Source organism: Stenotrophomonas sp. PS02298 (genome assembly GCF_029959445.1).
Taxonomy (GTDB): Bacteria; Pseudomonadota; Gammaproteobacteria; order Xanthomonadales; family Xanthomonadaceae; genus Stenotrophomonas.
In genome coordinates this window covers 1-3980 of sequence record NZ_JASCOR010000251.1, presented here as the reverse complement: position 1 = coordinate 3980, position 3980 = coordinate 1, and the positions used below count along the sequence as shown (strand labels likewise).

General features: G+C 65.9%; 3 protein-coding genes. 2 read left to right on the top strand and 1 reads right to left on the bottom strand.

Features of this window, described 5'->3' with window-relative positions:
* Positions 1–145: 145 nt before the first annotated feature.
* Positions 146–1243 carry a ribosome small subunit-dependent GTPase A gene (rsgA, locus tag QMX78_RS20485; RefSeq protein WP_282273104.1) on the top strand — a complete coding sequence of 366 codons (1098 nt, stop codon included), beginning with the start codon at positions 146–148 and terminating at the stop codon, positions 1241–1243.
* 167 nt (positions 1244–1410) lie between these two features.
* On the top strand, positions 1411–2661 hold the full coding sequence (locus QMX78_RS20480) for a flavohemoglobin expression-modulating QEGLA motif protein (RefSeq protein ID WP_282273106.1): 1251 nt from the start codon (positions 1411–1413) through the stop codon (positions 2659–2661).
* 6 nt (positions 2662–2667) lie between these two features.
* Here QMX78_RS20480 and QMX78_RS20475 read toward each other — a convergent pair whose 3' ends face one another.
* The gene (locus QMX78_RS20475) at positions 2668–3909 is read right to left on the bottom strand and encodes an FAD-dependent oxidoreductase (protein WP_282273102.1); all 1242 of its coding nucleotides are present in this window, start codon (positions 3907–3909) and stop codon (positions 2668–2670) included.
* Positions 3910–3980 lie beyond the last annotated feature (71 nt).

The following is a 3980-nucleotide window of genomic DNA, read 5'->3' as shown; positions in this document are numbered from 1 at the left end:
GGAGGGAGCCAAGCCTTGCCCCCTCCCTTTGCGTCAGGCAAGGGGAGGGTTGGGGAGGGGTGCTTTGGCTTTCGCTCATGTCCAGACCCCGCCTCAACTGAACCGCCATTCCCGGCGCCAAGCCCCGCCCCGGTAGAATCCCCCAATGACTGATTCCATCGACTTCGATTCGCTGCGCCATATCGGCTGGCCCTGGCCCGGTGCTCCCGAGGACCCGCAGTGGCAGGAAGCCTTTGCCGCCCATCCGCAGGCCCGTCCGGGGCGGGTGATCGAGCAGCACCGTTCCGGTTACGTGGTCGCAGATGCTCCGGACAACAGCCTCAAGACCGAGTCGCCGCCGGAATGGCAGCGGCCGCGCTTCCCCAGCCATGAGCGCGCGGCGGTAGGCGACTGGGTGTTGCTGGACGGCAAGCGCATCGTCGCGCTGCTGCCGCGGCATACCTCGATCAAGCGCGGTGCCGCCGGTGAGCACTATCACCAGCAGGTGATCGCGGCCAACATCGATACGGTGTTCATCGTCTGTGGCCTGGATGCCGACTTCAATCCGCGCCGCATCGAGCGCTACCTGCTCCTGGTTGGCGGCGGCGGTGCCTCACCGGTGGTGGTGCTGACCAAGGCCGACCAGACCGAGTACAGCGAGGACGCGCTGGCGGTGCTGGAAGACCTGGCCGCGCAGCAGATTCCGCTGCTGGCGATCAATGGCAAGGACCCGGAAAGCGTCTCCGCCCTGCTGCCGTGGCTGGGCCCGGGCAATACCGTGGTGCTGGTGGGTTCCTCGGGTGCCGGCAAATCCACCTTGACCAACACGCTGTTGGGCGAGGACCGGATGAAGACCAACGAAGTGCGCAGCAATGATTCGCGCGGCCGCCACACCACCACCCATCGTGCGCTGATGCCGCTGCCGTATGGCGCCTGCCTGATCGATACCCCCGGCATGCGCGAGCTCAAGCCGACCGGGGAGGAAACCCTGGCTGAAGGTGGCTTCGCCGATATCGAAGAGCTGACCACGCAATGCAAGTTCCGCGATTGCTCGCACCACAGCGAACCGGGCTGCGCAGTGCAGGAGGCCATTGAGCGCGGTGACATCGACGAAAGCCGGCTGGAGAGCTACCTCAAGCTGCGCGAGGAAGTGGCGCAGGCCGCAGCCAAACTTGCCCAGCGTCAGGCCGAGCAGGCGACGGAACGCAAACACAGCGGGCGCGGTGCGCAGTGGCGGCCAATCAACAAGGGCAAGCGGCGCTGAAGCCGTCGCCGTTGCATCTGCTCCCTCCCTTTTGCGGAGCAAAGGGGCGGGTTGGGGAGGGGTAAGCTGTTCGCGCGTTGATGCGGTTGTGGCTTCGCGGCTTACGCCGCTTCTACAAGAGCGATGGTTGCGCGTTATTACCTGGTTTTAACGAGGCAGGCATGGACATGGTTGATACCCACAACGATCCAGCCATCAGCCATCACGCTGCGCTCGATGCGCGGATGGTGGCGGCGGTCAAAGGCATCCGCTTGCTGAGCCTGACCAGCTGGCCGGCAGATACGCAGGCACCGTTTCTGGAGAGCGTGGCGCGCGGTAACCCGGTACTGCCGCAGGTGGGCTATCCCAAACTCGACTTCAGCGAAACGCGGCGCGAACTGGCGGCGGTAATGGACGAGGTGGACGCCAGCCATCCATTGGGCAATTACATTCAGGATTCTGCGCGTAGCTGGGATCTGGCCGCCAGTCTGTTGGAAGGCCTGGGTACGCGCGCGGTGGACGACTATTCCACCCAGCTGTTCGGCGTGCCCGAGCAGCCGATGCCGGGCAATGGCCCGACTACCCGCGATGCGGCACGGCACTTCATCCAGATCGCGCAGGAGTTGGACCACGAACTGCTGGCCCCGGAGGAGCAGGTGCCGGTGTCGGCAACAGCCTTGCAGTTGATGCTGCAGAGCGACCTGGATGAGTTCTTCGCAGGGCGCATGATCAGCGTGGAGCTGGACCCGGAACTGATCGCCAAGGCTGCCGCGGGGGCGACCCGCATCCGCCTGCGCACCCGCGCCACCTTCAGTGCCTATGACCGTGCGCAGCTCTACCACCACGAGGCGCTGGTGCATTCGCTGACCGCGCTCAACGGACGCGATCAGGTGGTGTTGCCCAGCTTGGCCTTGTCTTCGCCGCGCATCACCGCGACCCAGGAAGGCCTGGCGACGTTTGCCGAACAGATCACCGGCAGCATCGACATCCAGCGGCTCAAGCGCATCAGCCTGCGCATCGAGGCGATTGCGATGGCGCGCGATGGGGCCGACTTCATCGAAGTCTTCAATTATTTCCGTGCTGCCGGGCAGACCGCCGAGGAAAGCTTTTCGTCCGCCCAACGCGTGTTCCGTGGTGTTCCCCCCAGCGGCGGCGCTGCCTTCACCAAGGACACGGTCTACCTGCGCGGCCTGGTCTCGGTGCACACCTTCTTCCGGCAGATGCTGCGTGATGAAAAGCTGCAGACCTGCCGCTGGTTGTTCGCCGGCAAGATGACGCTGGAAGACGCACAGGCGCTGACGCCGTTGTTCGAGGCGGGCGGTCTGGCACCGCCGCGTTGGTTGCCGCAGTGGATCAACCGCGCCAATGGCCTTGCTGGCGCATTGGCGTTCTCGCTGTTCGCCAACCGCATCCGCATGGACCAGATCAGCGAAACCTGAGTTGGCTCAGGGCGTGCCCAGCAACTGCTGCACCGCGCGCTCGCCGCTGCCCATCGCCAACGTCCAGCCGAGCATGCCGTGGCCGATATTGCAGGCCAGGCCGTCGCTGAGGTTTTTGATGATCGGTGAGGTCCACGGCGTGACCGGGCGCAGCCCGGCCCAGCTGCTTTCGATGTGCCCGTAGTCGGCGGCTTCGGGCAACGACGCGCGTGCCTGCGCGATCAGTGTTGCCAGCCGCGCCGGTTCGGGCGCGGGGTTCCAATCGTTGAGGTCAGCCAGACCCGCGACGCGGATGCGCTCGCCCAGGCGGCAGAACACCAGCTTGCGCTTGGTGTCGGTGATGCTGACCTTGGGTGCATTGGTGCCCAACGGTGCGGTGAACGAATAGCCCTTGATCGCCATCACCGGCATGCGCAGACGCAGCGGTTTGAGCAGGGCAGGGCTGTCGATGCCGGCGCAGACCAGCACGCGCGCTGCCTGCAGCGTGCGGCCATCGCGGGCCTGCAGCTGCCAGTGTCCACCCGCGCGGCGCATTGACTGCGTATCGAATCCGAACAGCGCCTGCACGCCGTAATGCTGCTGCACTACCTGCAGCAGGCCTTGGCTGAAACGGTAGGGGTCGCCTGCTTCTTCCTCGGGCGAATGGACACCGCCGGCCAGCCATGGCGCGCCGCTGAGTGCAGGCTCGATGGCGGTGGCTTCGGCTGCGTTGACCAGCCGTTGCTGCACGCCATGGCCGCGCTTGAGCGCGATCATCGCCGCCGCTCCCTGCACGCCCTCGGCGGAGGGGTACAGGTGCAGCTTGCCGGAGACCTCGTGGTCGAAGTCGATGGGGTGCTGTTGCAGCAGGGCCTGCATGGCCTGGCGCGATTCCAGTGCCAGTTCCAGCGTGGCCAGGGTATTGCGCTGCAGGCCTGCCGTGTTGGCCTGGCGCAGGAAGGCCAGGCCCCAACGCAGGAAATCCGGATCAGCCGACCACCGTGTGCGGAAAGGCCCGTTGCGGCCGAATGCCATTTCCGGCAGTTGCGCCCAGGTTGCCGGGCCGGCCATCGCATCGGTGTAGGCGTAGCTGAGCTGTGCGCCATTGGCGAACGAAGTACCCAGTGCTGGGCCGGCATTGCGATCCAGCAGCAGCACCGAAAAGCCGCGCTTTGCCGCAGCATAGGCGGTGGCCAGGCCCACCACGCCAGCGCCGATGACGACCAGGTCAGGGCGGGAAGAAGGGGCGGGCACTGCGTTGGATGTCATCAGCGGAGCGGTGCTACAGGACGAGTAGGGCCCCATTGTCGCGCCAACCCGTGCACAAGGCACGGGTATGG